Here is a 1,192-nt window from a genome sequence, read left to right as displayed (position 1 = left end):
AGGAACTTGTTCGCACCTTCCTTAAAACATATGTGGAGAGATGAGATAACCCCAAAGGGAAAAATAACTCCATTACGCCTATTAATCGCTCATAGATGCCGGACTCGCCATTTTTTAATGTGGTGGAGACTCGCGAATCAAATGTATATCCATGGTAATAAATCTCAGAAACGTGCCGCGAAAAAAATAAACTGGGCACTACAATTCAAATACGCATCAGAGATAGGTTTAAGAGCATCCATTGGTAAAAAACCGAATTTTGTACATCTAACAGGTGTTGTTATCTCTGATGCAGTAAGAATAGGCAATAATGCCATTATACATCAAAATGTTACAATAGGCGTCAGGGATGATGATGATCACTCCGTAGCAACTATAGGTAATAACGTAACTATTGGCGCAAATTCTTGCATTATTGGCGGTGTTATTATTGGTGATAATGTTAAAATTGGAGCCATGTCCATGGTATTATCAAATATAGATAATGACTCCACATACATTTGTAAAATCCAGCCTGTAATATTTCAGAATAAATGTATTCAAAACTGAAATAACTGCTCTTACTTCTCTAAGCTGGTTGTTCTGGCCAGCTAATATCTGACGCATCATCTGGCTTAATACGATTAATCAGGACCCTATATTTTTTCCACGCCAGTAAAAGCGCTGTTTCCGCATCGGTTGCAATGCCCAGATCAACAGCATCCTGAAGCGGTCCGATTTTTGATGTGGCAAATGTCAGAAGGCTGTCTTTTTGCTGCGTCAAAAGAGTAATCATCGCCGTTTTTTCTGCTTCAGTATCATGCACCCATTTTTTCCCGTCCCACTTAACAAATTGACCTTCAGGTGCAAAAGTAACAACACCATCAGGCAAGTTCCCCAACTGGCCAATCGTGGTGGCATTCCCTGTATGAATGTCGTAAACCGTTTTTCCTCGATGGTCTTCAACAACCGTCCACTTACCTGACTCAAAATTAAAAACAGCAACAAAGCCATCAGATGCTGAAGGTGGTGCAATATCAGTACTGTAAGCGGGTAGCCCCGTATTTGCCGGGATATACCCATCTCCTTTACCGATAAATTCATTCGTGGAAGATGAAAGATTATAGATAGTAATAACTCGATCTTTATCAGTCATTTTAAAAGCCATTAGGCAAGCCTCACTAAGTAGTTAAATGCTGTATTTTTTACGGTG

Annotated in this window: 2 protein-coding genes; one reads left to right on the top strand and one right to left on the bottom strand. The window is 39.8% G+C overall.

Features of this window, described 5'->3' with window-relative positions; translation table 11 throughout:
- The coding region (locus FDW95_RS11725) for a DapH/DapD/GlmU-related protein (RefSeq protein ID WP_137363509.1) at positions 1-549 on the top strand (549 nt) is incomplete at its 5' end.
- Between the two features lie 19 nt (positions 550-568).
- On the opposite strand, the gene FDW95_RS11720 is transcribed toward FDW95_RS11725, so the two are convergent.
- A complete protein-coding gene (locus FDW95_RS11720) occupies positions 569-1,147 on the bottom strand; it encodes a tail fiber assembly protein (RefSeq protein WP_115258725.1) in 579 nt (192 codons plus the stop codon).
- Positions 1,148-1,192 lie beyond the last annotated feature (45 nt).

Origin of the sequence: Citrobacter sp. wls718 (genome assembly GCF_005280945.1) — a bacterium.
In the GTDB taxonomy this organism is placed as follows: Bacteria; Pseudomonadota; Gammaproteobacteria; order Enterobacterales; family Enterobacteriaceae; genus Citrobacter; species Citrobacter gillenii.
The sequence above is the reverse complement of the archived record's forward strand: the minus strand, read 5'-3'. Positions and strand labels throughout refer to the sequence as shown.

Excerpts from the sequence above, each read along its gene's own strand:
- FDW95_RS11720 (WP_115258725.1), bottom strand. The coding sequence starts at position 1,147 with ATGGCTTTTAAAATGACTGATAAAGATCGAGTTATTACTATCTATAAT.